The 23,770-nt window shown below is 61.1% G+C and carries 24 protein-coding genes; 12 read left to right on the top strand and 12 right to left on the bottom strand.

Translation table 11 applies throughout. The annotated features are described in order from the left end of the window. Nucleotides 1–26: 26 nt before the first annotated feature. From K328_RS0112975 to K328_RS0112965, 3 genes are read right to left on the bottom strand one after another with little or no spacing between them, the layout of a single operon-like run. Entirely contained in the window at nucleotides 27–2,399 is a 2,373-nt protein-coding gene (locus K328_RS0112975; RefSeq protein ID WP_028466340.1) for a GumC family protein, read from the bottom strand. 9 nt (nucleotides 2,400–2,408) lie between these two features. After that, a complete protein-coding gene (locus K328_RS23925; RefSeq protein ID WP_051284856.1) occupies nucleotides 2,409–3,002 on the bottom strand; it encodes a polysaccharide biosynthesis/export family protein in 594 nt (197 codons plus the stop codon). A gap of 9 nt (nucleotides 3,003–3,011) precedes the next feature. After that, complete coding sequence (locus K328_RS0112965; protein ID WP_084608281.1) at nucleotides 3,012–4,376, bottom strand: outer membrane beta-barrel protein; 1,365 nt, start codon at nucleotides 4,374–4,376, stop codon at nucleotides 3,012–3,014. 334 nt (nucleotides 4,377–4,710) lie between these two features. Between K328_RS0112965 and K328_RS0112960 the strand changes: the two genes are divergently transcribed. Continuing rightward, a complete protein-coding gene (locus tag K328_RS0112960) occupies nucleotides 4,711–5,955 on the top strand; it encodes an EAL domain-containing protein (protein WP_028466338.1) in 1,245 nt (414 codons plus the stop codon). A 31-nt stretch (nucleotides 5,956–5,986) separates the two neighbouring features. On the opposite strand, the gene K328_RS0112955 is transcribed toward K328_RS0112960, so the two are convergent. Both K328_RS0112955 and K328_RS0112950 read right to left on the bottom strand, forming a co-directional pair. Next, a complete protein-coding gene (locus K328_RS0112955) occupies nucleotides 5,987–6,787 on the bottom strand; it encodes an IclR family transcriptional regulator (RefSeq protein ID WP_028466337.1) in 801 nt (266 codons plus the stop codon). A 23-nt stretch (nucleotides 6,788–6,810) separates the two neighbouring features. Beyond that, nucleotides 6,811–7,218, bottom strand: coding sequence for a VOC family protein (locus tag K328_RS0112950; protein ID WP_028466336.1), 408 nt, complete (start codon nucleotides 7,216–7,218; stop codon nucleotides 6,811–6,813). Between the two features lie 229 nt (nucleotides 7,219–7,447). On the opposite strand from K328_RS0112950, the gene K328_RS0112945 reads away from it, so the two are divergent. From K328_RS0112945 to K328_RS0112935, 3 genes are read left to right on the top strand one after another with little or no spacing between them, the layout of a single operon-like run. Further along, nucleotides 7,448–8,293, top strand: coding sequence for an HTD2 family dehydratase (locus tag K328_RS0112945; protein WP_028466335.1), 846 nt, complete (start codon nucleotides 7,448–7,450; stop codon nucleotides 8,291–8,293). Then, nucleotides 8,290–9,507: a CaiB/BaiF CoA transferase family protein gene (locus tag K328_RS0112940; RefSeq protein WP_028466334.1), complete on the top strand. Its 1,218-nt coding sequence runs from the start codon at nucleotides 8,290–8,292 to the stop codon at nucleotides 9,505–9,507. Before K328_RS0112945 ends, K328_RS0112940 begins: the two co-directional genes overlap by 4 nt. Before the next feature lie 40 nt (nucleotides 9,508–9,547). Further along, the gene (locus K328_RS0112935; RefSeq protein WP_028466333.1) at nucleotides 9,548–10,321 is read left to right on the top strand and encodes an SDR family NAD(P)-dependent oxidoreductase; all 774 of its coding nucleotides are present in this window, start codon (nucleotides 9,548–9,550) and stop codon (nucleotides 10,319–10,321) included. A gap of 18 nt (nucleotides 10,322–10,339) precedes the next feature. On the opposite strand, the gene K328_RS0112930 is transcribed toward K328_RS0112935, so the two are convergent. Next, entirely contained in the window at nucleotides 10,340–10,894 is a 555-nt protein-coding gene (locus K328_RS0112930; protein ID WP_028466332.1) for an ActR/PrrA/RegA family redox response regulator transcription factor, read from the bottom strand. Nucleotides 10,895–10,971: 77 nt separating this feature from the next. Further along, entirely contained in the window at nucleotides 10,972–12,303 is a 1,332-nt protein-coding gene (locus tag K328_RS23920) for an ActS/PrrB/RegB family redox-sensitive histidine kinase (RefSeq protein ID WP_205620656.1), read from the bottom strand. A 141-nt stretch (nucleotides 12,304–12,444) separates the two neighbouring features. Here K328_RS23920 and K328_RS23915 point away from each other — a divergent pair, with 141 nt between their 5' ends. Both K328_RS23915 and K328_RS0112915 read left to right on the top strand, forming a co-directional pair. Next, nucleotides 12,445–13,218, top strand: coding sequence for an ABC transporter ATP-binding protein (locus K328_RS23915; RefSeq protein ID WP_036554023.1), 774 nt, complete (start codon nucleotides 12,445–12,447; stop codon nucleotides 13,216–13,218). Continuing rightward, nucleotides 13,215–14,048 (top strand): ABC transporter permease, encoded by an 834-nt coding sequence (locus K328_RS0112915; protein WP_028466331.1) that lies wholly within the window; start codon nucleotides 13,215–13,217, stop codon nucleotides 14,046–14,048. The genes K328_RS23915 and K328_RS0112915 overlap by 4 nt, the downstream gene beginning before the upstream one ends. A gap of 1 nt (nucleotide 14,049) precedes the next feature. Here the strand turns inward: K328_RS0112915 and K328_RS23910 are convergent, their stop codons facing one another. Together K328_RS23910 and cobT are read right to left on the bottom strand one after the other, a co-directional pair. After that, entirely contained in the window at nucleotides 14,050–14,658 is a 609-nt protein-coding gene (locus K328_RS23910; protein ID WP_051284855.1) for an NUDIX hydrolase, read from the bottom strand. 16 nt (nucleotides 14,659–14,674) lie between these two features. Beyond that, on the bottom strand, nucleotides 14,675–15,709 hold the full coding sequence (cobT, locus tag K328_RS0112905; RefSeq protein ID WP_028466330.1) for a nicotinate-nucleotide--dimethylbenzimidazole phosphoribosyltransferase: 1,035 nt from the start codon (nucleotides 15,707–15,709) through the stop codon (nucleotides 14,675–14,677). Between the two features lie 144 nt (nucleotides 15,710–15,853). On the opposite strand from cobT, the gene cobS reads away from it, so the two are divergent. The 4 genes from cobS to K328_RS0112885 all read left to right on the top strand — a co-directional run bounded on the left by cobS (nucleotide 15,854) and on the right by K328_RS0112885 (nucleotide 18,699). Continuing rightward, nucleotides 15,854–16,669, top strand: a complete 816-nt coding sequence (gene cobS / locus K328_RS23905; protein ID WP_084608279.1) for an adenosylcobinamide-GDP ribazoletransferase — start codon at nucleotides 15,854–15,856, stop codon at nucleotides 16,667–16,669. Next, on the top strand, nucleotides 16,666–17,295 hold the full coding sequence (locus K328_RS23900) for a histidine phosphatase family protein (RefSeq protein WP_051284854.1): 630 nt from the start codon (nucleotides 16,666–16,668) through the stop codon (nucleotides 17,293–17,295). The genes cobS and K328_RS23900 overlap by 4 nt, the downstream gene beginning before the upstream one ends. 69 nt (nucleotides 17,296–17,364) lie before the next feature. Further along, on the top strand, nucleotides 17,365–18,033 hold the full coding sequence (locus K328_RS0112890) for a lipid-binding SYLF domain-containing protein (RefSeq protein WP_205620655.1): 669 nt from the start codon (nucleotides 17,365–17,367) through the stop codon (nucleotides 18,031–18,033). A 57-nt stretch (nucleotides 18,034–18,090) separates the two neighbouring features. Further along, nucleotides 18,091–18,699, top strand: a complete 609-nt coding sequence (locus tag K328_RS0112885) for an SCO family protein (RefSeq protein ID WP_028466328.1) — start codon at nucleotides 18,091–18,093, stop codon at nucleotides 18,697–18,699. 38 nt (nucleotides 18,700–18,737) lie between these two features. Here K328_RS0112885 and K328_RS26685 read toward each other — a convergent pair whose 3' ends face one another. Beyond that, nucleotides 18,738–19,463, bottom strand: a complete 726-nt coding sequence (locus K328_RS26685) for a hypothetical protein (RefSeq protein ID WP_156901311.1) — start codon at nucleotides 19,461–19,463, stop codon at nucleotides 18,738–18,740. Nucleotides 19,464–19,486: 23 nt separating this feature from the next. Here K328_RS26685 and K328_RS0112880 point away from each other — a divergent pair, with 23 nt between their 5' ends. Together K328_RS0112880 and K328_RS0112875 are read left to right on the top strand one after the other, a co-directional pair. Continuing rightward, complete coding sequence (locus K328_RS0112880; RefSeq protein ID WP_028466327.1) at nucleotides 19,487–19,714, top strand: hypothetical protein; 228 nt, start codon at nucleotides 19,487–19,489, stop codon at nucleotides 19,712–19,714. A 303-nt stretch (nucleotides 19,715–20,017) separates the two neighbouring features. Next, nucleotides 20,018–20,944, top strand: coding sequence for a dihydrodipicolinate synthase family protein (locus K328_RS0112875; RefSeq protein ID WP_028466326.1), 927 nt, complete (start codon nucleotides 20,018–20,020; stop codon nucleotides 20,942–20,944). A gap of 58 nt (nucleotides 20,945–21,002) precedes the next feature. Here K328_RS0112875 and K328_RS0112870 read toward each other — a convergent pair whose 3' ends face one another. Next, nucleotides 21,003–21,923: a DMT family transporter gene (locus tag K328_RS0112870; RefSeq protein ID WP_028466325.1), complete on the bottom strand. Its 921-nt coding sequence runs from the start codon at nucleotides 21,921–21,923 to the stop codon at nucleotides 21,003–21,005. A 43-nt stretch (nucleotides 21,924–21,966) separates the two neighbouring features. Then, nucleotides 21,967–23,751 carry an SLC13 family permease gene (locus tag K328_RS0112865; RefSeq protein WP_028466324.1) on the bottom strand — a complete coding sequence of 595 codons (1,785 nt, stop codon included), beginning with the start codon at nucleotides 23,749–23,751 and terminating at the stop codon, nucleotides 21,967–21,969. Nucleotides 23,752–23,770: the final 19 nt, after the last annotated feature.

The raw sequence follows: 23,770 nt of genomic DNA, 5'->3' as shown, positions 1-23,770 counted from the left end.
TTAGCGCGCCCAGGCCCGGTGCTGCATCATCTCGCGCGCGCCCATTCCGGCTCGCCATCGTCATCCGGTGGCGCCGAATCGACCCCGTAATACTGACCGTCATACGCCTCGGCCCCGCCGTCGATCGACTGGATCCGGAGATTGTTTTTCGACATCACGATGCCGGCCAGATTCTCGCCGACCTCGTAGACCTCGCGAATGGTTTGCTCCGCCGTCTCCCGGCGCGTGCGCTCCCACTCGACCACGAAAACGGTCGCATCGACCTGGGGCACCAGTACCAGCGTGTCGGAAACCACCGAGGCCGGGCCGCTGTCCAGTACCGTGAAATCGAAACTCTCTGCACTGTAGCGCAGCAATTCGGCCATGCGCCGGGAGCCGAAAAGGTCGTCCGAATTCGACAGCACGCCACCGGTTGCGACGTAATGGATCCCGGTGGCCATATCGAACTCGATAGCGTCCTCGACCTCTCCGTCGCCGTTCAGATATTGCTTGAGGCCCCGGTTCGTCACGCTGTCTATCTGCTTTGTGACAGTGCCGTTCACAGTATCGCAATCGATGATCAGCGTCCGTAGACCGGCCGAAACAGCGTTCGCTACCAGAGCAAGGGCGATCGAGGATTTACCTTCACCGGCGATAGAAGACGTGATCAGCACCGTGCGGATCTGCTTGCCCTCGCCGAGCAGATTGAGCGCCGTGCGCAGCTTCCGGATACCCTGACCGACGGCCGAACCCGGCCTGCGCCGCACCATCTCGAAAAGAGGCGTGCCGGTATCTGCCACCTGCAGCGAAAGCGGGATGCTGGCAATCACCGGCAGGCCAGTCGCCTGCTCAACCTGTTTGGCATTCTTGAAGCCGCGGATCAGGAAATCCATCAGCAGCGCCAGCAAGGCGGCAATGACCATCGCGGCGATCAGAGAGGCGAGCACCGCCAGTTTTTTCTTCGGCGAGACCGGCACCCGGGGCATCACGGCGCGTGAAATAACCTCGGCGCCGACCTGATCCGGCTCGCGGCCCTCCAGATCCACCGCCGCAAGCCGGTTCAGCATGACCTCGTAAAGATTCTGGTTGGCCGCGACCTCTGCCTGGATGGCGCGCAATTCGATCTCGGCATCCGCCTGGGATTCCATGACCGCTTTCAACTCACCGACGGCATTGGCGACATTCGCCTCCCGCACTCGGGCAATCTCGGTCTCGTTGCGCATCGACTGCACGATCTTACGCACTTCGCCGGATATCGTGATGCGCACGTCCTCGAGCTCCCGGCGGGTCTTTATGACGTCCGGGTGGCCGTCGCGCAGAGTTGTGAGCTGCTCGGCAAGGCGTTGCTGGATCTGGGCTTCCTGGAGACGCAGATTGTTGATCAGCTGGGAAGCGAGAACCGGGGCCAGGCTGGCCGTCCCGTCCGGCTGGTCGATCAGCAGCTGGACCTGACGCAGCCGCGCCTCCCGTTCCGCCCGCTCGGTGCTGACCTGAATCAGCTGGTCGTTCATCTTGATAAGCTGCTGCTGCATCAGCTCGGTGCCGCGGATATCGAGCAGACCTTCCTCGCGGCGGAAACGTTCAAATTTCTGCTCGGAATCGAGCACCCGCTCCTGCAGCGCCGCAACCTGATCTGTCAGCCATTGGCTGGATTGACGGATCGCGCGGTCCCGCTGGTTTCGTTTCTGCTCCAGGAAGAGCTCCGCGATGGTATTCGGGACACGGGCGGCCAAGGCCGGATCGTTACTCCGGAACTCGATGGTTATGACCCGCGAGAGCTGTTCGCCATCGACTGTCAGCCGTTCGAGGAAATTGTCGGTGACATCTGCGCGCAGCGCTTCAGGAGTGAGGCGTTCGGGTTTACCGCCGCCTGCCAGAAAAGCGCCGGCATCAAAACCGAAATTCTCTTGCAGCCAGTGATCCCCGGTCTCGATCCAGCCGGATACCCACTCGCGGAGATGCAGGATTTCCAGGAGTTCGTTCGCCGTCTGACGCCAGCCCACTTCACCTTCCGTCTTCAGGGACGGATTGAACTCCGGCACGTCATCAAGGCCGAGCCGGTCGATCAGCTTCGTGGCGAAGGCGCGGGATTTCAGATACGCGGTTTCCGTCGGCAGGTTCGTGCCGGCGGATGAGAGCGCTGCCGGCAAGGTAAAACCCTGAATGCTGGCCGCCCCATTGGCCTCCACCATCTGCAGCTTTGTGTACCCCGAATAAACCGGTTTCATCGCGTAGACGATCAGCCCGGTCACCAGGGGTATCAGCAGCATCACGAACAGGATCAGGAAGAAGCGCCTGCGCATGACCGACATGAGACGCCAAAGGTCGAATGTCTCACCGGTTTCAAGCGGATCGGAGAACAGGGCTGACGGTGGCGCCTTGGAGCGCCTGGATCTCGGAAATGCCGTAACGTTCGCCATGCCCGTCCCCTAGAACCAGCGCCGTTTGATTTCGATCACGTCACCCGGATAGATGGACGTATCGAGACTGACATCGCGCACGGTCTGGCCGTGTTCGGTGCGCCGCGTCAGCAAGGCCTGGGATTTTGCCGCCCGGCGTGTGAAGCCGCCGGCTTCAGCCACCGCCTTTCGCAGGTTGAGACCGAGGACAAAATCGAAACTGCCCGGCGTGTTCACTTCGCCCAAGACGTAGAAAGGCTGATAGCGGGCAATGACGATATCGACCTTCGGGTCGATCACATAATTGAGGTCAACAATTCCGGTCACCAAAGCGCGAAGTTCCAGCGCGGTCTTGCCCCGCGCATCGATCTTCCCGACCAGCGGCAGTTCCATCTGCCCGTCGTCAGAGATGTCGACCACCGCAGAAAGCTCCGGATGGCCAAAGACCGTCACCGCCACGCGATCGCCTGCAACCAGCCTGTATTCCGCAATGGTCGGTGTCGATGGCGGCGGCAACTCGTCAATATCATTTGTGCCGCAGGCGGAGAGCCCGAGACACAGAACGAGTCCCATCACAGCTCCGGCCGCAAGACGGGTCGATGCGAGAGTGAAGGCTGGTCGCATCTGTCTCTCCTAAAACCGGCCGAGATTGAAGGGATTGACGATACCGTCATCTGCCTGGCAGCAAAGTTTTGCGCCAATCCTGAACATCACCGTTGTGGCGTCAAAGTCCCGCGCTGGATCGGTCGAATCCGAAATCTCGTGTTCAAAGCTCAGTCCGGCGAAGAGATGCTCATTGATCAGATAGGTTGCGTTTGCTCCAACGAGCAAATCATCGTCTTCCCGGTCAATCTGCTGATATTCGTCATTTGCCACGGACAGGTAACCACCGATTATCAACTGTTCGAACGGATCATAGTCGAGGCCCGTGCGAAAGGACCGCGAAAGTTTCGTGCCGGCGGTCGGATCGTCCGACTGCTGGTTCTCGATATCCGCGCGGGCGGTAAGGGTCATGACCGGCGTCAGGTTCCAGAGCATGCCGCCGGACAATACGAAATCCGTCTGTGCCGAACGATCGCTCTCGTCGAACACCCGGTGCGAGACTCCGACCCGCCCGTTGAAAGAGCTCACTCCGGTAATGTCGCGCACGGCCCCGACAGAAAGCGTGAGACGCGTCGAGTTCTGAACCTCAGAAACCTCTTCGGTATAGACGTCACGCAACAGGCTGGGAGAAATGAAGATATCGTATTCACCGCCTGGGGAATATCCGACAAAGCCGCGCAAATTGAACGTCGTGCGGTCCAGCGAATCGCGATTTACGCTGTCCGTCGGATTATAGTCCCGGTGCACGGCTTCCCCGACGACACGCGTAAATACCCGGTCGTCCCGCCGGTCATCGTGAACACCACCGATGAGATACTGACTGAAGGTCAGCGGCTCGAACCCGGCTCCGGGATCCGCATCGTCCCCTCGCCGGATATGGCCGCGCTTCGCTTCGGCAAAGCCGCGCGCAAAGATACCGTCATCGATATCGACCCGCACCGCCGTCGCCAGACGGGCACCCACCGTATTCTCGCGGCTCAATTCCGCGACCCGCCTGTCCGTTACATCAACGATCAGCAAGGCTTCATGATTGGTCCAGTTCGAGCGCAGCGCCGCTTCCGCCTTGACTTCCGTCACCGACGAGGAGATTTCACCGCTCTTGACCCGGGTGACATTGCTGTCCCGACCGGCATCGACAGTGACCCTGGGGAAGAGATCAAAGCTTCCGGCCAGCCGCCCGGCATCCGAACGATCATCCGGCCGGCTGAGCAAATCCAGCGACAAACCATAGCTTTCGAAATCGAGACGCTGGCGGCCCCGGACGGACTCCTTGTATGCCTGCTGTGCAAGAACGACTTCAGCAGAAAACCCTATTAAAATAGAGGTTAATACAAGTCCGGCGATCACGAACGCCAAGTTGATCCAGCATTTACGCCACCAAATACAAAGGGTCATGTAACAGGCCAGTTGATTCCAACCCCGGGTCGATCTGCGATTCGCTTATCCAGCGCTTTAAAATAGGCGAATTATCCATTGAAACAAAACATTTTTATGCGCATAGTCCATAAACACGCAGGAAGATTTGGTCCATCGCGCGAGATTTTAGTGGCCTTTTATGCAAATTTCCGCATTTTCGAGCGTGATTACCAAATGGTCATTCCTGCGCTTCTAGCCTGTCCCGCCCGCACTGACGGCGGGATACAAAGCAATTATCGGGTGCCCGCGCCGCGGGCCGCGTGGTAAGAAGAAGGTCAGGAAACGGCCCTCAGGAGTTTAGACGGAGGACCACATGGCGCTGAGCCAAGTCCAGAGCCGAAATCGGGGCCCGAGCCAGGAATACCTGCTGCTCGACTATCTCCAGCGCCTTGGGCGCAACGTGGAAGGCCGCATGGCCGTCCATATCCATCTTTCCCGGCTGCGCCCGCAGAACCGTCAGGATCACCATATCCGGATCGCGGCGGCCACCTTCGAAGGCATGGTCCAGAACTACGAGGGCCAGATCTTCATCCTGAGCAACTCGGACCTGTTCTTCGTCTGCAAGGATGCCACCGTCGAGGATATCGACGCGGCCATCATGAAGGTCCGGTATCTCTTCTCCGAAGATCCGCTTTCGCAGGGCGACGAGGAAGAGGATCTGGCCCGGTTCTGCTCCTGGTTCAACGTCGCGACCCAGTACGAGGATCTTCTGGAGCTGGTCAAGCAGATGCACCGGGAGCGCGAACGCAAGTCGCGCATGTCCGTCAATGCAGAACAGAAAGTCGATCCGCGCGCCAAGGGTTCGCGCAAGCCGCTCGACCCCGAACAACTCGGCAAACTGGAATCCTTCCTGCAGCGGGCCGACCTTTCGAACCTGATGCGCCGCCAGCCGGTCTGCGCCCTGACGCCGAACAACCCGAACCCCCAGCCGGTGTTCCGGGAACTGTTCATCTCGATCCACGATCTGCAACAGACCGTGCTGCCGGAATTCGATCTGGCCTCCAATCTCTGGCTGTTCCAGCACCTGACGCAGACGCTGGACGCACGGATGCTGTCCCTGCTGATCCGGAACGACGACAGCTCGATCGCCAGCTCCTTCAGCGTCAATCTGAACGTACAGACGATCCTGTCTCCGCCGTTCCTGAACTTCGATGCCAGCCTGAAGGCCGTTGCCCGCGGCACGGTCGTGATCGAGTTGCAGAAGATTGATATTTTCGGCGATATGGGCGCCTACATGTTCGCCCGCGATTTCATGCGCGAGCGCGGCTACCGGATCTGCCTTGACGGCCTGAACCACCTGACGCTTCAATTCATCGACCGTGAACGGCTCGGCCTTGATCTGTTGAAACTGATCTGGACCCCGGACATGGCGGACGACATGTCCGGCAACCGGACCGCCGAGTTGAAAGAGCATGTGGATCGGTGCGGTCGTGCCCGGATTATCCTGACCCGCTGCGATTCAGACGAAGCCGTCCGGTTCGGTCAGTCCCTGGGCATCACCATGTTCCAGGGCCGCTATATCGACAAGCAATTGAGCGCGGACGCCCGCATCGTTTAGCGACAGAAAACTCTCCGGACAGCGCTATCCTTCACGTGACAAGACCGCCGGTCCTGCTGGTGATCTCGTAGGCGGATTCGCCAAGGTGCCTTTCGATTGAGTCGATCGAACGGCGTTGAGCCAAATCGATCCGCTCCGCAAAGGGCACTGTCAGCGCCGCGATTGCGTGACCGCTTGTATCGCTGATCGGAAATGCCACCGCATAGAGGCCGCGCACCTGAACGCTCGGTGAAGATTCGAAACCACGTTCCCGTATGGTATCGAGAACAATTTCGATCTGCGGGTCGGCCTGTTCCGGCCGGCGTGCCTCGGATTCAGCGATACGCTGACGGCGCGTGACCTGATCCTGAAAGGCCAGCAGCACACGACCGGACGCCGATACAAGTACATCAAGCTCGGCACCGACACGGACGCTGAACCCCATACCGCTCGGACTGTCGACCTTGGCGACAACCATCTGTCGCCCCGCGGCATAGACGCTGAGATGGCATGACTGATCGAGTTCCGCCGACAGCTTCTGCATGACCGGCATTGCCTCTGTGAGCAGCCGATGCGTCGGCGGGTTGATGTGCGCCAGCTCGAACAGCTTGGTCGAGAGATGATATTTGTCATCCACATTGACCAGATACCCTCGCTCGACGAGGCAGCTGACCATTCTGTACAACTCTCCCACGCTGCGTCCGAGAATCTGTGCAATCGTCTTGATCGAAAGCGCGGACTCCGAACGGCAGAGCAACTCAAGCACATCCAGTCCCTTCTCGAGCGCCGGTGCCGCATAGGCCGGACCCTCGGAAGCTTCCCGTTTCCTGGTCAGTTTCGAAACGTCATTCATCGCACGCGTCCATTCGGGGTCTCTCACTTTCCAGTCTGATGGACTTCAATAATATTGCCGTCCGGATCGTGGAAGAAAATCTGATACCAACCGGCCATCGCCCAGGTTCCATAGTCCGAATAAGGTATCTTCTTCTCTTCAAGACGGCGCTTGAACGCCTCGATATCGTTGGTCCGGAAGCAGAAATGCCCGCGGTCGAGCGGATTGATCACATGGTTCATCCGGAACCCGAGATCAATGTCGCGGCGGGCCAGATGAAACTCGACGGCTCCGTCGGTCACAAAGTCCACATTACCGCCATAACCGGCATGGTCACTGGCATTGACCCGCTGGTAGTTCACCGAATCGAGTCCGAAGACCGACCGGTAGAATTCCGACGACCGCTGCACGTTCTCGGTGCACAGATTCATGTGATGGAACTGGATCTTCATCGCGCATCTCCTGCCCTAGAGATTTTGAGCGGCCTGCAAAACATGCCGCCTGTGTCCACCGATATATCGGCTTACATAAATCTCATTTGTGAATTTTAATTTCCGTATTTGAAACATCCACGGAGACTTTAGCCCCAAATGGCGGAAACTCGCAATTCATCAAATTCATATTTGCAGTAATACAATTAAATATGATTTATTGAGCTTCCCACGATGATGGAAGGCTCCCATGTCCGGCACGGAAGAATTTCAGCCTATCCGGCGCACGGAGGTCTGCGCTCTGGGCACGGCGCGCCGGATTGCGGCGATGCTGGATCTCGACCCGGACCGGTTAAGAGAAGGTGATACCCTGCCCCGCGGCTGGCATTTCCCCATGCTGGCCGGAGAGACGCGGAGATCCGAATTGCGGGGCGACGGTTTCCCCGGCCTCGGTGTGGCCATCCCGGACATGGGTCTGAGCCGACTGGTTCTCGGCGGGCGGCGCGTCACGTTTCTCGCGGACATTCCGATCGGCGCGGCTCTGCAGCGGACGAGCAAGGTCGCATCCCTGACACAGAAGGAAGCCACTTCAGGCCCGATGGCATTCGTCACCGTCGAGCATAGTTTGGCCGTCGCACAGAACGGCGCTCCCGCCATCGTTGAGGAAGCGACCTATATCCTGCTGGAGGCAGCCGCAAGCGACAGAGCAAAGACGGTCGCGGCTGAGGTCCCCGATGCCAATATCCCCGGCGGCGACCGAAACACGATCGTCATCCCGGACGAGACCCTTCTGTTCCAGTACTCCGCCCTCGGCTTCAATTCGCACAAGATCCACATCGACAAGGCCTACGCCCGTGATGTGGAGGGATATCCGGATCTCGTCGTCAACGGCGGGCTTACGACCCTGTTGCTCAGCGAATTCATCAGAAACGATCTGAAACTGATGCCCCGAAAACTGTCCGTGAAACACACCGCGCCTTTGTTCTGCGGGAACCCGATCACACTCACGGCGAACCACGAAACCGCTGCCTGGAACCTGAGCGCTTTTGCCGCCAATGGTCTCAGAGCCGCCGAAATGAAGCTGGAATGCCAATGACATTCGCTCCCCTTGAAGGCGTTCGGATCCTCGACCTGACGACCGTCGTCGTCGGTCCGGTGACAACCTGGCGGCTCGCTCAATACGGCGCTGAAATCATAAAGGTGGAGAGCCCTGGCGGCGACCTGATGCGCGGGCTCGGCGGGCCGTCGCCGACCGGTCAGCATTCGGGTGCCTACCTCCACCTGAACCGGGGCAAGCGCAACATCTGCCTCGACCTCAAGAACCCGGCCAGCCGGGAAATCATGAACCGGCTGGTGCAGACGTCCGATGTGATCATCGCCAATATCCGTCCGGACGCCCTTGAGCGGCTCGGCCTCGACGCCACCACCATCCGAGACAGATATCCCGACAAAATTCATTGCCTTATTGCCGGATACGGAACCGACGGCCCATATGCCGGCCTGCCGACCTATGACAGCGTCGTCCAGGGAGCCACCGGCATGGCCGGACTGGCCTATGCCCGTGACGGTGCACCTGCCTACGTCCCGATGCTGATCTGCGATCATGTTGTTGGAGAAATCGCCGCCGGCACCATCATGGCCGCCCTGATGGAGCGCCGGGCAAGCGGAGCAGGCCGCAGTATCGAAATCCCGATGTTCGAGACGATGGCGTCATTCGTCCTGCAGGAGCATCTGGCACAAGCGAGTTTCGATCCGCCTGTCGGGCCGCCGGGCGACCTCCGCCTGCTGAGCCCGCACAACAAGCCCGTTCAGACCGCGGACGGCTGGATCTCGTTCACCATCAACACCGATCCTCAGGTGCGTGCATTCCTGGCGGCAGTCGGACGAGAGGACTTGCTCGACGACCCCAGATTTTCGTCCGTGGCTGCACGCGCCACACATGTTGCCGAGTGGTTTGAAGTGCGCGGCGCGCCGTTGACGCACAAGACAACCGACGAATGGCTCCGGATTTTCCGCAAAGCCGATATAGCAGTCATGCCCTGTCACACGCTCGAAAGCCTGCAGGCCGATCCGCACCTGAACGCCGTCGGCCTGGTCCAGTGGGAGCAGCATCCGGCTGAAGGAAAATCCGCTGCCCTGCGCTCCACGATACGGGTCGACGGCACCTATCCGTCCAACCGTTCATCTGCCCAGCCCCGCGGCTACGAAACCCGCGCAATCCTTGATGACCTCGGCTTCAAGCATGAGGAAGCAGAAACCCTGATTGCGTCAGGCGCCGCACATGCCGCGCCCGGAGCACAATCGAAGTGAATATCCACGACCGGCCATGCCGATACCGGGAGGAAGAACCATGCTGCTGAAAGACAAGGTCTGCGTGATTACCGGCGCCGCGTCACCGAGAAGCATCGGTTACGCAACCGCGGAGCTATTCGCCGCTCATGGCGCCAGGCTGGCCGTTCCCGACATCGCCATGAACGACGATGCGCTGGCCGAAATCAGTGCGCGTATCTCCACGCGCATCGGATCTCCCGCGCGCATCTGGGGCGCCAGATGCGATATCCGCAGCGCCGAGGAATGCAAACAGGCCATCGAAAGTATCGTCACGCAATTCGGAACCATCGATTGCCTGGTGAATTGCGCCGGCATCGTGAAATCCCAGTCTATGAAATCGATCACCGAGGCTGACTATGATGACATTCTGAACGTCAACCTGAAGGGCACCTTCAACATCTGCAGCAGTGTTCTGGAGGTTCTGGCGGATCAGGGAAGCGGATCGATCGTCAACCTCGCCTCAGTGGCGGCGCAGCGTGGCGGCGGGCTGGTCGGGGGCGCGCACTATGCCGCGTCCAAGGGAGGCGTGATCAGCCTGACAAAATCCATTGCCCGGGAATTCGGTCCCTCCGGGATCCGGGCCAATGTTGTCTGTCCGTCCATGGTCGAAACCGGAATGCTCGACGGGAACGTCACACCGGAGATGTTCAAAGAGATCGTCTCGGCAATCCCCCTGAAACGCGCCGGACAGCCATCCGACATAGCCGGCGCCTGCCTTTACCTGGCGTCCGATCTGTCAGCCTATGTGACCGGCGCCACCCTTGACGTTAACGGCGGAAGCCACATTCACTGACCTCACATTCCCCGGCGACTAACCGCGCGGTGCGTGCTTGTTCAGGATTCGCTGCAGGGTCCGGCGGTGCATGCGCAGACGGCGCGCCGTTTCCGAGACATTACGGCCGCATTGCTCGAAGACCCGCTGAATATGTTCCCAGCGCACCCGATCGGCCGACATCGGATTGTCCGGCGGCGGCGGCAGGGCCTCTTCGTGATCCAGCAAGGCGGCGGCGATGGCATCGGCATCGGCCGGTTTCGGCAGATAATCCACCGCGCCCGCTTTCACGGCGGCGACGGCGGTGGCGATATTACCGTAGCCGGTCAGCATGATAATGCGGGCATCGGGATTGGCTTCCCGCAAGGCGGCAACTACATCGAGCCCGCTGCCATCCGTCAGCCGCATGTCGAGCACCGCATGGGACGGCGCATCGTCACGTACCGCTTTCAAGCCCTCGGCGACCGAACTTGCGCTGGTCACGGCGAAGCCGCGCTTTTCCATCGCCCGGACAAGCCGGTTGCGAAACGGCTCGTCATCGTCGAGCACCAGAAGCTTGGGGAGTTCGTCACCTGAATTCTGATCGTCTGTCACCAAGTACCTCCGCCTTTCGGGGCCGGTCTGTAGCCAGCTGGCTTATGCTGGGAAATCTGCTCTCGGTCAAGTTGTGCTCACGCCGCTTCCAGATCGCTGCGGCGCCATTGCACCGTCACCCGGGCGCCACCTTCGGCACGATTGGAGAAAGAGAGCGATGCCCCGCCACGCTCAAGCAGGGTCTTTGCAATGAAGATACCAAGGCCCATATGGCCGTCCTTGCCGGCCCGGCTGGAGACATAGGGCTCGCCCAGCCGGTCCAGTACCAGGGACGCAAATCCGGGCCCGTCATCCTCAATGATGACCGACGCTGTCGCCTCATCCCAATAGACCGTGATTTCCACGGTTTCCGACGCAAACTGCACCGCGTTCTGGACCAGCGTGCCGATGCCCTGGTTCATCTCCGGTGTCAGAACCACCCGCGGCTGATCCGTTAGTGCCGTCCCTTCACCTGCTGCGAGATCCAGCGCGCCGTCCGGTCCGTGCTGCTCAATGATGACAACAATCTCGTCCCGTTGATGCGGCGCTGCTGCGGCTTCGACCATGGCGCTGAAGGGCATGGACTTGAACGGACCCATCGTTTCCTGATCAGGTTGACGGGAAAGCTGGGTCAGGATGTCGCGGCACCGCGCTGTTTCGCTCAGCAGCAGGTCAACATCCTCGACCCATTCGCTGCCTTCCGGCAGGTCCTTCCGCAACTCGCGGGCGACAACCGCAATGGTGCTGAGCGGCGTGCCGAGTTCATGCGCCGCCGCCGCCGCCAGGCCGCCGAGGGCCGAGAGCTGCTGCTCACGCGACAAGGCCAGCCGTGTCGCGCCCAATGCGTCCGACATGCGCCGCGCATCCCGGCTGACCCGGTAGGTGTATCCGGCGATGAACAAGGTGGTGATGACAATCGCCATCCACAGGCCGAACACGTAGACGTTCGGTAATTCCAGCCCTTCACGGGGCCAGGGCAGCGGCTGATGCACCACGGCCAGCACCGAAGCGGACACAAGCGCGAGGAAACTCAGCCAGACAGTCGCCGCGCCGGAGAGAATGGTGGCGGAGACGGTAACGGGCGCGATCAGCATCAGCGCGAACGGGTTTTCCAGCCCGCCGGTCCAGTACAGCAGATAGCCGAGCTGGGCGATGTCGAAAGCGAGCCCGAAGGCCGCCGCTCGGGTTGTTTGCGCACGGCCGGCCTGCCGCACCCCCTCGATGGCGAGATTGTAGAGCGCACCAGCCGCCACGATCCCAAGCGTGATTTCCAGTGGTAACGGGAAGCCGAGACCGTAATGCACGACGAGCAGACTGATGAGCTGCCCCATCAGCGCCACCCAACGGATCGTCGTCAGGGTCCGCGCGCCCGCCGGGCCAAGCCCGAAGCGATCGGCGAAATCTCCGGCGCTGTTTCGCTGTTCAGCCACCTGATGCCACCTTCGTCGTTTCGTGTACCGCGCCCTCTGGCGCCCAAACTCTTGATTGCATCATTGTCCAGTAGCACGGCTCGGGCTAAGGTCGCGACGCCGATTTAGGCACATCCGACCACCCCCCACGAGTACGGTTCCATGAGCAAGACGGTCATCGAGGTTCGAGACCTGGAGAAACGCTACGGCGACGTTCACGCCGTGCGCGGGGTCAGCTTTTCGGTCCCTGCCGGGGTCACCGTCGGCCTGCTCGGCGGCAACGGGGCCGGGAAGACGACCACAATCACGATGATGCTGGGCCTGCTGGAGCCGAGCAGCGGCGGCGTCTCGATTCTTGGCTGTGACATGGCAAAGGACCGCTACCGGGCCCTGCCTTACATGAATTTCTCATCGCCCTATGTCGACTTGCCGCACCGGCTGACCGTTCGGGAGAATATGCGGATCTATGCCGGGCTCTATTCGGTCCCGGAGCCGAAGGCGCGCATTGCCGAGCTGGCTGAACAGCTTCACATGACAGACTTCATGAACCGGCCGTCGGGCAAGCTCTCGGCCGGGCAGAAAACCCGTGTGGCTCTCGCCAAGGCGTTGATCAACAAACCGCGCGTGCTGCTGCTGGACGAGCCGACCGCCTCGCTCGACCCGGACACCGCCGACTGGATCCGGGGATATCTGGAAAATTATCAGCGCGACACCGGCGCCACCGTCCTGCTCGCATCGCACAACATGCAGGAAGTCGAACGGCTTTGCAGCGACGTGCTGATGATGCGTCAGGGCACGATCGTCGACCGGGGCAGCCCGTCGGAGCTGCTGTCGAAATACGGACGTCGGACCATGGATGAAGTCTTTCTCGACGTCGCGCGCCAGACCGGCGTTGCGGCGGATAACGGCGATGGTGAAGATCGGGGCACGACATGAGCGCGGATCTCGATTTCACCCCGCCGCCGGCGTCCCTGTTCAACGCAGGCCGCATTTGGGCAATGGTACTCCGGTACTTCTACCTGATGCGCGGATCCTGGCCCCGTCTGCTGGAAATGGCCTACTGGCCGACCATGCAGATGATCCAGTGGGGTTTCGTCACAAAATTCTTCCTCGACCAGTCGAGCTGGGTTGCGCAGGCCGCCGGGGTGCTGCTGGCGGGCGTGTTGCTCTGGGACATCCTGTTCCGGGGCCAGATGGGTTTCTCGCTCTGCTTCCTGGAAGAGATGTGGTCGCGCAATCTCGGCCATCTGTTCGTCAGCCCGCTCCGGCCGCATGAATTCGTCATCACACTGATGGTGATGAGCCTGGTGCGCACGCTGATCGGTGCCCTGCCGCCGGCGCTGCTGGCCATCGTTTTCTACGATTTCTCGATTTTCTCGATCGGCCTGCCGCTATTCGCCTTCATGGCCTGCCTGTTCTTCATGGCCTGGGGCATCGCCTTGGCGGTGATCGGCATCATCCTGCGTTTCGGACTTGGCGCCGAAAGCCTCGCCTGGGTGCTGGTCTTCGCCTTCGCGCCGATTTCCGCTGTCTATTACCCGGTCTCGGTAATGCCCGAGTGGCTGCAGATGGTCGCCTGGGCGACACCGTCCGCCTATGTCTTCGAAGGCATGCGCGCGGTGCTGTTCGACGGCACGTTCCGGCTTGACCTGCTGGCCGGCGCCATGATGCTGAATGTGGTCTATTTCATCATCGGCGCTGGCGTCTTCTGGCTGGCCTACCGCAGTGCCCGCAAGGAAGGCCGCCTGCTTCAGGTTGGCGAATAGGTCAGGTCGGCGAGTAGAGCGGCGCCAGCTTCGCGCGCAGTTCCGCCACCAGCGGATCGCCCGAGGTCAGGATGTAGAGCCCGGATTCGTGCAGGTTGACCAGATGCATTGCCGTCATGGTCAGATCGCGGGCCAGCAGCCGGCGGTAGAGATCCTCGATTGGCACCGGCACGGTCTCGATATCCTCGGCGTCATCGAATGCAGTCTCACCGGTGATGCGGGCACCGACCGCGAGAAAGCTGAAACAGGTATTCGTCATCACGGCAGCGTTCGGATACATCCGGCCCGTCTGCACCCAGTGCGGAGCCTCGGCACCGGTCTCCTCACGCAGCTCCCGCTTGGCCGTGCCCATCGGCTCCGTCTCGCCAGGATCGACGGTCCCGCTGGGCAGTCCGAACACCACCTCGCCGATACCGTGCCGGTATTCCCGCACCATCAGCACCTGATGATCATCGGTCACGGCAACCATGTTCACCCAGTTGGGCAGCTCGATCACATGGTAGGGATCGACGATCTGACCGTGCGGCGTCTCGCATTTGTCCATGCGGTGGGCCAGGAACCGGTCTTTATATTCGATCCGGCTGTCGAGCACGCGCCAGGGTTTCGGCATGGGAGCTCCGGGAATGTCAGGCGGGGCCGCTGACACCGGCATCGGCGAAGGTCGCCATGCCGGTGTGACAGGCCACCGCCGATTTCAGGATACCGATGGCCAGCGCCGCGCCGGAGCCCTCACCCAGCCGCATGCCGAGATCGAGGATCGGCTCCTTGCCGATCTTCTCCAGCAGCAGCCGGTGACCCGGCTCGGCGGAACAATGGGCGACCTGGCAATGCTCGATGCTGCGCGGATCGGCGGCATGCAGAACAGCGGCGGCGGCCGTACAGGCATAACCGTCCAGCAGAACCGGCACCCGCGCCATGCGGGCAGCCAGCACAGCACCCGCGATTGCCGCAAGCTCAAGCCCGCCGACGGCGGCAAAGAGTTCCAGAGGGTCCTCGGTCCGCGCCTTGTGCAAGGCGACGCCATCGGCCACCGCCTTTACCTTTGCGCTGAAGGCATCGCCGGTGACACCGGTGCCGGGACCGGTCCAGTCTTCAGCGGTGCCGCCATAGAGTGCGTGGCAGATCGCAGCGGCAGAGGTCGAGTTGCCGATCCCCATCTCGCCGAGGCAGAGCAGGTCGATGCCCGGCTCCACACCCATCATGCCGTAGGCCATGGCTCTGGCGCAGTCGCCATTTTCCATCGCCGCTTCTTCGGTGAAGTCCGCCGTCGGCTGATCGAGCGCCATCTCGTAGACCCGGAGATCGGCATCAAAAAGCTGGGCCAGCTGGTTTACCGCGGCGCCGCCGGAAATGAAGTTCTGCACCATCTGCGCGGTGACATCGGCCGGATAGGCGGAAACGCCCTTGGCCGTCACGCCGTGATTGGCGGCGAAGACACAGACCCGCGGATGCTCGACGGTCGGCGGGTACTTGCCCTGCCAGGCCGCCATCCAGCGGGTCAGGTCCTCAAGCCGGCCGAGGGAGCCGGACGGTTTGGTCAGTTGCGCCTCGCGACTGACCGCCGCGGTGCCCGCCTCGAGGTCTGCCGGGGGCAGAGCGCGGAACAGGCCACGGATCTCGTCGAAGGTCGCAGTCTCGGGCGAAAAACGTTCGTCGCTCATGGATCATCACAGGGAACTGTTCTTTGGAATGCCGCCCCCTATACAGGCGATCCGAGCCAATGCATAGTCCGAGCGGGCGCATAGTCCGGGAGCGACGCTTGGAGACGCCGCGCAACAGATCGGCACAACGGGGTTCTGGCAGTCATGGCGAGCAAAAAACCGGCTTCGGTCTGGCGCCCCTGGTGGGTGGACGATCTGCTCCATGCCCTGATGTTCCTGACCCGGCTACCGGTGCCGGCGCCCGCGCGTGCCGACCGGCCGCTGATGCATACCGGTTGGGCCTTCCCGCTGGTCGGACTGCTGGTCGGAGCGCTTGGCGGCGGGGCGCTCTGGCTCGGCGCCCATGCCGGAATTCCGCTGCTCGCGGCCGCCCTGATCGCCCTTGTCCTCACCGCCTTCCTGACAGGTGCGTTGCATGAAGACGGGCTCGCCGATCTGGCCGACGGGTTCGGCGGCGGCGGCACGAAGGAGCGGAAGATCGAGATCATGCGGGACAGCCGGGTCGGCTCCTATGGCGTGCTGGCCCTTGTCATCGCCACCGGCATAAAGGCCGCCTGCCTCGCCAACCTCGCCATTGCCGCGCCCTGGCTTGCCGCCTTCGGTCTCGCGGCAGCGCATGTTCTGGGACGGACGGCAATCCTGCCGATCGCCTATTGCCTCGCGCCCGCCACCGCGACCGGCCTCGGCAGCGGCGCAGGCCGGGCAAAACCGGTCACCACAGGCCTCTGCCTCGCGCTCGGCACCTTGCTGTCCTTCTCCCTGCTGCCCGGCACCGGCTTCATTGCCGCCCTTGCCGCCACGGCGCTTGCCGGAGGCGCAACAGCATTGCTCGCGAAGCGGCAGATCGGCGGCTATACCGGCGACGTCCTCGGCGGCAGCGAGCAGATTGTCGAATGTTTTGTCTTGATTGCTCTGACCATGCTCCCGGCGGGCGCCGCTAGTTTCGGCTGGCCCGCGTGAATCCGACCCGCTGGCATTTGCTCCGACACGCCCCGGCAGCGGTCGAGAAAGGCACCGTCTACGGGCGCACGGACGTGCCTGCAATCCCCCAGGACCCGGCACTTCTGAAGCGGATTGCGGCTCAGCTTCCACAATCCTCACTCCTCATAACCACGCCGCTTCGTCGCACAACCGACACTGCGGACATGCTGGAAACAGCCGGGTGGACACCGCAAGAGCGGATTGTAGAAGCCGCTTTCGCCGAGCAGGATTTCGGAGCGTGGGAAGGAACGACCCATGATGCGCTGGGCCGTGAGGGTTCGGCGGACTATGCGGCCTTCTGGGACAACCCGGCCCGCAACCGGCCTCCCGGCGGGGAAAGTTTCGCCGACCTGACGGCGCGGGTGTCCGCCGCCTTTGCTATTCTGACGAATACCCATCCGGCACAGGATATCGTGCTGATCGGCCATGGCGGCTCGATCAGGGCCATTGTCGCGACAATCCTGGGGATGACACCGGAGAACGCGCTGGCGCTGGAAATATCGCCGCTTTCTCTCTGCCTCGCCGACCATGCGGGAACCGAAGAGGCTACTGGCGCGTTATCCCCCTGGAGACTACGCGGACTCAACATCAGTGCCGGTTTTTGAGCTAACAAAGCGGGCTTCGAGCCCCATCTATCAGACACCATGCAGAGCAAAGCCATGAGGAGATCAGGCATGCGGTACGGTTTTCTTGCGGCGATCCTTTTCGCGACGACTCTTTTCGGAACCACGGCACGAGCCGAAGACGCCTCGATGACGGTGGAACGGGCCGGGACAACGCTGCGCGATCTGACCAGCGATCCGAACGTCGTCGGCCCCGTTGCCGACTATCTGAAACGGTCAAAGGGCGTGCTCATCATTCCCCAGCTGGTGAAAGCCGGCTTCGTGGTCGGCGGCGAATACGGCGAGGGCGTTCTGCTCGCCCGCACGGGTGCCGGCGACTGGAGCGATCCCGCGTTCTACTCGCTGGCGGCGGGCAGTATTGGCTTTCAGATCGGTGTCGAGGCCAAACAGGTCCTGCTGGTGGTGATGACGGAGAAAGGCCTGAATTCGCTGATGAGCGACCAGGTGAAGTTCGGTGCGGATGCCAGCATCGCCGTCGGCACCATCGGTGGCGGGGTTGGCGCATCCAGCGCCGGTTCTCTCGGCGCGGATTTCATTGCGTTCTCGAAATCAAAGGGGCTGTTCGGTGGCGGCGCCCTCGACGGCGCGGTGATCCAGACCCAGCCAGAGAAGAATGAGGCGTTTTACCGCACCGCCGCTTCTCCCAAGCAAATCCTGATAGAACGCCGCTTCACATCGGACGAGGCGGCACAATTGCGCGAGACGCTCTCGCAATTCTGAGGCAACGGCCTATACCTATAGTCCTGATCAATTTGTCCACCAACGCCCGGATCTGACATGTCGAAACGGACTTTCTTCTTCCTCGTCGGCTTTCTCGTCCTAGCCCTCGCAGGATCCATCGCCGCAGGCTACTGGATCGTCAGCGGCGGCCGGATCGCCGGACAGCAGAGCGCGGCGGATCTTGTAGGCGGTCCCTTCAGCCTGACCGACGAGACCGGGGCGACATTGACGAACGAGGATCTCAAGGGCCGCTATATGCTGGTCTTCTTCGGCTACACCTACTGCCCGGATGTCTGCCCGACGACGCTGACGGTGATGACCCAGGCCCTCGACATGCTGGATCCGAAGGTGGCCGACCAGGTCGAGCCGGTCTTCATCACCATCGACCCCAAACGGGACACAGCCGCCGCGCTGGGCGATTACAGCCAGCATTTCCACGACAAGATCCATTACCTGACCGGCACGCCGGAGCAGATCGCGGAAGTCGCCAAGGCTTACCGGGTGTTCTACCAGAAGGTCGAGAGCGAGGAATTCAGCGACTATCTGATGGATCATTCCACCATCACCTACCTGATGGGACCGAACGGACGCTATGTCAGCCATTTCGGCTTCGACACCACACCGGAAGACATCGCCAAGGATCTAACCAGGCGCATCGCGGGCTGACGCCGAAGCGCTTCGATTCGCCCAAAGATGATCAGCGTTTAAAGTCTGGCATTTTTTGGAGGTTTAATTTTTGGCCAACGCTCTGCAATCGACTCACAAGCAGCCATCATATTCTTAAATCTGGATATTGAGTCCGTTGGCGCTGGGAAGACCTCCCCAGCGTAAGCGTCGATTGTTATGCATAACTTTCCCTCAGGCTCAGACGCATCTTCAGTTCCTACAAATCTCAAATAACCGAGTAAGAATGCGGACTGCCATGCCCCAACCTCAGGGTTGAGCGGTTTGCCTTTAGCGTAACGAAGTGTAGCGCCTCCGGTTTTAACCTTATTGGACTTTGTTAAACGGCGAAATCTGCAATGAATTTCACTTGTGACGCGCACACCACTTAAACTCAAAGGAACAACTTTCCCATGAGAGTATGTCTCACTCTGCGGGATATCGAGTTGATCGCTTATCGATGCAAACCGATCCAAATAATCAGCATTGTGATCAAATAAGTCTCTCTCGAAATCCGAATCTGCCATTCGTTCCCGGAGAGAATCGGACTTTTCCCGCAAAATTGATTCTTCCCGGCTCTCAGCCATGAGAAAATTTGAGATCGTTGTTTTAGCTTCATTGTGCTGAACAAGTCGCGCTATCGGCCGGTATTTGCATGATTGAACGATTGTTCGGCGCGCTAGCTCAGAAGCGAACATGTAGTCCGCAAGAAATCGTGCCGAAATTTGCGGATCCTTAACTTCTCGGTGCGTTTTATCAGTAGACAACGTATCAACCTCGGGGGTGGTTCATGGGGGACTTCTATTTTAGCGCGAAACTGAACCACAACCAGACTCTGAATATTTCGCCGCTCACGAATCGAAAAATTGCCTTATCAGACACAGAGTTGAGCGATGTCAGTGGCTATTTCCTCTACGAACAAAAAAGCCATGAAGGTACTGAAACTATTGAAATAATCGCACAATTATTCTCTGATGACGCTGTCCTACGCCTTAAAGACGCATTAAAAATGAGCTAAAACGAATTTTAGCTTTAAGAACGTACTTTGAGTTCTTCAATCTAGTAGAATCGGTAGTTCAATAGGCGACTCGATCAGCCCATTGCGTGATTGTACCAATGAGAAGATCTAGCATCTGGTCGGCGCGCCAGAATAAATCGCCGTACACGAGAACTGCAGAAATATCTCCAAGCGCATCGCCGGTTAACGCCGGTTTCGCACGGCAGATCTTCCGCATCGTGGTGCGACCCTCGCTTGAATGGAATCCCGCGCGGGACTAAGCTCCGGCTTCTTTTTGCCCTTCCATACCTAAGGAGAGCGCGCATGAGCACGAGCCCGCGCATCAAGGGTGTCATGGCCGCCGGCCTGACAGCCTTCAACGACGATCTTTCGGTCGATATCGACCTCACCCTCGACCATACCCGCTGGCTTCTGGATAGCGGCTGCGACGGTGTGCTGCTGTTCGGCACCACCGGCGAAGCGAACTCGCTGTCCGTCGCCGAGCGGCTGGCCTTCCTCGACAAGCTCGGCGCGTCCGATCTGCCGAAGGACAAGCTGATGATCGGCACCGGCTGCTGCGCGCTGCCGGACACGGTCGCGCTGACGAAGGCGTCCCTCGATATCGGTATCGAGCATGTCCTGATGCTGCCGCCGTTCTATTACAAGAACCCGAGCGACGAAGGCCTGTTCACCCACTTCTCGCGCACCTTCGAAGCCATCGGCAGCGATGCGATGAAGGTCTATCTCTATCACTTCCCGCAGATGTCCGCGGTGCCGTTCAGCCACGAGCTGATCGCCCGGATGCTGAAGGAATTCCCGAACACCGTCTGCGGTGTGAAGGACAGCTCCGGCGATTTCGAGAACATGAAGGCAATGGCCGAAAAGTTCCCGGGCTTCGACGTCTTCGCAGGCACCGAGCGCTATCTGCTCGACGTTCTGAAGGCCGGCGGTGTCGGCACCATCACCGCGACGGGCAACGTCACGGTCGGCGGTTGCGCCAAGGTCTTTTCCGCCTGGAAAGCCGGCTCGGCCGATGCCGAGGCGCTGCAGGACCAGCTCACCCGTGAGCGTCTGACCCTGCAGAACTATCCGGCAGCCGCCGCGCTGAAGGAACTGCTGGCGAAGAACAGCGGCAAGGCAAGCTGGCGCAATGTCCGCGCTCCGTTCATGCCGCTCCCGGCCGACAAGGCCGCCTCGCTGGTGTCTGAGCTGGACGCAGTGAACTTCGCCCTTCCGGCGAAAGCCGCCTGAGCCACATAACGATCTGATCAAGAGAGCGCCCCGGGTTCCGCCCGGGGCGTTTTTCTTTTCAGCGCGCCCGTCGTCCGATATTCACCAGAACCATCGAGGTGAAGACGCAGCCGACGGAGGCCCAGATCCAGGCGGAATGGATCTCGCCGAAGATGACCCAGCCCCAGAACAGCCCGAACAGGGTCACCACGTAAGACACCAGACTAAGGAACACCGGCCCGGCCCGTTTCAGGATTTCGAAATAGAGAATGTAGGCGACGGACGAGATGCAGATCTGCCCGAGCATGGCGTAATCGGTCGGGCCGGGATCGGCCATCAGCGGGTAGAAGCCGTCCACCGCCAGCATCAGCGGCAATGTCGCCAGGGACGCCACGATCAGCATGCCGCGCGCCGCCGCCAGCGAGTGCGTGCCGTCCGGCCGCATCCGGTCGCTGAAGATGCCGCTGCAGGCATACAGCGCCGGGGTCAGGAAGGCCAGCAGCACCCAGGGCACCATGTCCGGCGACGGCAGGCTGGTTTTCGGCAGCACCATCAGCAGCGCCCCGACCAGTCCAAGCCCGATACCCACCGCACTGTTCCAGCGAAAGCCCTCGATCCGGAGGCCGACGGCCAGCACGTAGCCGAGCACCGGCACGGTCGAGACCACCGTGCTCATCACGCCTGCCGGGATATATTTCGCTGTCGTAATGATATTGATGTTCGGCAGCACAAGACCGATCACCGCCGCGCCCAGGAAGAATACCAGATGGCCCCGGCTGAGATCGAACGGGATGCCCCTGCGGTAGCAGACGAGGGTGAGAAACAGCGCCGCGCCGGTCGATTGCATCCAGGCATAGGCAAAGGGATGCACGCCGCCTATCGCCGCCACTTTCGAGAGCGAAAAGGACAGCCCCCAGAGGCCGCCGAGACCGACCAGCATGATGGTCGGCACAATCAGGCCCGGATCGATCAGACCGGTTCCTGTCTTTTGATCAGACATATTGTACCTCGGGTGAGCCGCTTGGGTTGAACCGCTTCCGGGCTCAGAACGGCCAGACCACGGGCAATAGCGGAACCGCCACTGCCATGATCAGAAAATCGAGCGGCAGGCCGACTCGCCAGTAGTCCCCGAATTTGTACCCCGCGGGGCCCATCACCAGCAGATTGTTCTGGTGCCCGATCGGGGTCAGGTACGCACTGGAGGAGCCGATCGCAACCGCCATCAGAAGCGGGTCGGCATTGACCGAGAGCTGCTCGGAGATGCCAAGCGCGACCGGCGCCATAACCAGCGCCGTTGCCGCATTGTTCATCATATCCGTCAGGAACATGGTGACCAGCAGCAAAAGCGCCAGCACCAGATACAGCGAGACATCCGCCACAGCACTCGCCATGGCTCCAGCGATCAGCCCCGCCGCCCCGGTTTCATGCATCGCCGTGCCGACGGGTATCATCGCTCCCAGCAACACCACGATCTGCCAGTCGATGGCATCATAGACCTCGCTCATGGAGATATTGTCGGACACCACCATGGCCGCGAGACCGCCCGCAAGCGTCACCGCCGCCGGCAGAATGCCGAGACTGGCAGCGACGATGGCGGCCAGAAACAGCAGTGCCGGGATCAGAATTTTCGGCCGCTCCAGGCTCATCTGGCGTTGCGCCAAGGGCAGGCAGCCGAGGGAGGAAATTGTGCCATAGATCTGGTCGCTGTCACCCTGCAGCATCAGCACGTCGCCTGCCCGGAACCGCACGTCGCGCAGCCGGGTGTTGATCGGCGCCCCGCCGCGGGCCACCCCGAGCAGGTTCAGCCCGTAACGCGAGCGCAGGCGCAGCATGGCAGCGCTACGGCCCTCGATCCAGGCACGCGGCGGCATCACCGCCTCAACCACGGCGAGCTCCCCGTTTTCCGGCATATCTGACTTGATGGCATCGAGTTCCTTGGCATCGACCAGCTCAAGGCCCTTCTGCACCGCCGCCTCGATCTGTTCGGCAGAGCCGTGGGCCAAGAGAAGATCGCCTTCGGCCAGAGGTTCGCGGGTCAGCCTGCGGACCACTCGCTCGTTGTCGCGCAGCAATGCAAGCACAGTCGGCCGGCCGCTGTCTTCGTTGCGGTCACCGAGCGCCCGGATGGTCTGTCCGATCAGGCGCGAATCGGCGGGAACCCTGAACTCCGTGACATAACTGGAAAGCTCGAAAAGGCGCTTTCCCTCGTCATTGGCGCGCCGGTTCGGCACCAGCCTGATACCGATGAAAACCAGATAGATAATGCCCACGACGGCGACCGCGAGGCCGACCGGCAGGAAATCGAACATCTGGAAGGCCTCGCCCGTTACCTTGTGGCGATAGTCGGCGATGATGATGTTCGGCGGCGTGCCGATCAGGGTGATCATGCCCCCCAGCAACGAGGCGAAGGACAGCGGCATCAGCAGCCGGGACGGCGAAAGCCCGGCCTTGCGGGCAACCGACAAGGTTATCGGCATCAACAGCGCCAGCGCGCCGACATTGTTCATGACGCTGGACATCACCCCGGCCAGCCCGATCAGCGAGAAGGTCTTCGCCCGGTCCGACTTGGTGCGCTGGGCAATGCGCTCCGCGATCACACCGACCGCACCGGAGCGGGTCAGCGCCGCCGACATACCGAGCACGGCTACCACCGTGATGACGGCCGGATGACCGAAACCGGCAAAGGCCGTCAGCGGATCGACGACCCCGGCCGCCACCGACAGCAGCAGCGCCAGCATGGCAACGAGATCGATCCGGTACCGCCCCCAGATGAAGGCTGTAAGAGCGCCAACGATGATGGCGAGGATGGCAATCTGGTCAAATGTCATTGCCGAGCTATAGCGTCCC

This window comes from Nisaea denitrificans DSM 18348, from assembly GCF_000426505.1.
Lineage (GTDB): Bacteria > Pseudomonadota > Alphaproteobacteria > Thalassobaculales > Thalassobaculaceae > Nisaea > Nisaea denitrificans.
The sequence above is the reverse complement of the archived record's forward strand: the minus strand, read 5'-3'. Positions and strand labels throughout refer to the sequence as shown.

What these genes read in the sequence shown, in the direction of transcription:
- K328_RS0112975 (WP_028466340.1), bottom strand. Translation starts at nt 2,399, where the DNA reads ATGGCGAACGTTACGGCATTTCCGAGATCCAGGCGCTCCAAGGCGCCA.
- K328_RS23925 (WP_051284856.1), bottom strand. Translation starts at nt 3,002, where the DNA reads ATGCGACCAGCCTTCACTCTCGCATCGACCCGTCTTGCGGCCGGAGCT.
- K328_RS0112965 (WP_084608281.1), bottom strand. Translation starts at nt 4,376, where the DNA reads ATGACCCTTTGTATTTGGTGGCGTAAATGCTGGATCAACTTGGCGTTC.
- K328_RS0112960 (WP_028466338.1), top strand. Translation starts at nt 4,711, where the DNA reads ATGGCGCTGAGCCAAGTCCAGAGCCGAAATCGGGGCCCGAGCCAGGAA.
- K328_RS0112955 (WP_028466337.1), bottom strand. Translation starts at nt 6,787, where the DNA reads ATGAATGACGTTTCGAAACTGACCAGGAAACGGGAAGCTTCCGAGGGT.
- K328_RS0112950 (WP_028466336.1), bottom strand. Translation starts at nt 7,218, where the DNA reads ATGAAGATCCAGTTCCATCACATGAATCTGTGCACCGAGAACGTGCAG.
- K328_RS0112945 (WP_028466335.1), top strand. Translation starts at nt 7,448, where the DNA reads ATGTCCGGCACGGAAGAATTTCAGCCTATCCGGCGCACGGAGGTCTGC.
- K328_RS0112940 (WP_028466334.1), top strand. Translation starts at nt 8,290, where the DNA reads ATGACATTCGCTCCCCTTGAAGGCGTTCGGATCCTCGACCTGACGACC.
- K328_RS0112935 (WP_028466333.1), top strand. Translation starts at nt 9,548, where the DNA reads ATGCTGCTGAAAGACAAGGTCTGCGTGATTACCGGCGCCGCGTCACCG.
- K328_RS23915 (WP_036554023.1), top strand. Translation starts at nt 12,445, where the DNA reads ATGAGCAAGACGGTCATCGAGGTTCGAGACCTGGAGAAACGCTACGGC.
- K328_RS0112915 (WP_028466331.1), top strand. Translation starts at nt 13,215, where the DNA reads ATGAGCGCGGATCTCGATTTCACCCCGCCGCCGGCGTCCCTGTTCAAC.
- K328_RS23910 (WP_051284855.1), bottom strand. Translation starts at nt 14,658, where the DNA reads ATGCCGAAACCCTGGCGCGTGCTCGACAGCCGGATCGAATATAAAGAC.
- cobT (WP_028466330.1), bottom strand. Translation starts at nt 15,709, where the DNA reads ATGAGCGACGAACGTTTTTCGCCCGAGACTGCGACCTTCGACGAGATC.
- cobS (WP_084608279.1), top strand. Translation starts at nt 15,854, where the DNA reads ATGGCGAGCAAAAAACCGGCTTCGGTCTGGCGCCCCTGGTGGGTGGAC.
- K328_RS0112890 (WP_205620655.1), top strand. Translation starts at nt 17,365, where the DNA reads ATGCGGTACGGTTTTCTTGCGGCGATCCTTTTCGCGACGACTCTTTTC.
- K328_RS0112885 (WP_028466328.1), top strand. Translation starts at nt 18,091, where the DNA reads ATGTCGAAACGGACTTTCTTCTTCCTCGTCGGCTTTCTCGTCCTAGCC.
- K328_RS0112880 (WP_028466327.1), top strand. Translation starts at nt 19,487, where the DNA reads ATGGGGGACTTCTATTTTAGCGCGAAACTGAACCACAACCAGACTCTG.
- K328_RS0112875 (WP_028466326.1), top strand. Translation starts at nt 20,018, where the DNA reads ATGAGCACGAGCCCGCGCATCAAGGGTGTCATGGCCGCCGGCCTGACA.
- K328_RS0112870 (WP_028466325.1), bottom strand. Translation starts at nt 21,923, where the DNA reads ATGTCTGATCAAAAGACAGGAACCGGTCTGATCGATCCGGGCCTGATT.
- K328_RS0112865 (WP_028466324.1), bottom strand. Translation starts at nt 23,751, where the DNA reads ATGACATTTGACCAGATTGCCATCCTCGCCATCATCGTTGGCGCTCTT.